This window comes from Vibrio sp. 1580, assembly GCF_033340055.1.
In genome coordinates this window covers 1-810 of the sequence record NZ_JAWOVT010000179.1, presented here as the reverse complement: position 1 = coordinate 810, position 810 = coordinate 1, and the positions used below count along the sequence as shown (strand labels likewise).

Genomic DNA, 810 nt, shown 5'->3' with positions numbered 1-810 from the left:
CCTAAAACACTGACCTTCCCGGTACCAAACGAAAATCGCTCATTGTTCGCATTTTGCTTAGCATAGCGATAAGCGAACAAGGTGATGCAAAATGCCGCAGCATGAGTGCCCATGTGCCATCCATCGGCGAGTAAGGCCATAGAGCCAAAAAACGTGCCCGCAGCAATCTCAACCACCATAGTGACAAGCGTCAGAATGAGAACATAAAAAGTTCGCTTTTCACCTTTATGGTTATGAGAAACAAAATCGTGCGTGTGTTGTGCTATTGCCATAGATAAATCATATCCCTATTGCTTATTTTGTTTGATAGTCAAAATATTTGATTTAAATTTAGTTTGATCATCAAACAAAGTCAACATAGAAAACTAAGAAAGGCGTTCATCACTGCACTCAAGATTGGCCAATCTGATGCCTTCCCGCATGAACATATGCGGCGTTGTTTGGGAATCAGCCGCTTATACGTTAAGCTGCCGTTACTCAACTAAAAGATAGAAAGCGGATAAGCAGATGGAACATGTAGGTTCTCGTGCACTGATTGTTGAAGGCGGCGCAATGCGAGGGGTATTTTCTTGCGGAATACTCGACCATTTTTTAGCTGCGGACTTTTCTCCCTTCGACAGCTTTTGGGGTGTATCGGCTGGCGCAAGTAATCTTGCCGCTTATTTGGCAAAAATGCCGGGCAGAAACCTAAAAATCTATCTCGATTACAGCCTAAGAAATGAGTTCATCACCCCCAGCCAGCTCATACGCGGTGGTGATGTCATGGATTTGGATTGGATGTGGCAAGTAACACTTGAAGAGTTAGGCATT

2 protein-coding genes are annotated in these 810 nt (G+C 43.8%); one reads left to right on the top strand and one right to left on the bottom strand.

All coding sequences use genetic code 11. The features are described from left to right. The coding region (locus tag R7093_RS24850) for a cation transporter (protein ID WP_318146969.1) at positions 1-272 on the bottom strand (272 nt) is incomplete at its 3' end. A 235-nt stretch (positions 273-507) separates the two neighbouring features. Here R7093_RS24850 and R7093_RS24845 point away from each other — a divergent pair. Further along, a partial coding sequence (locus R7093_RS24845) for a patatin-like phospholipase family protein (RefSeq protein ID WP_318146968.1) occupies positions 508-810 on the top strand: 303 nt, incomplete at its 3' end.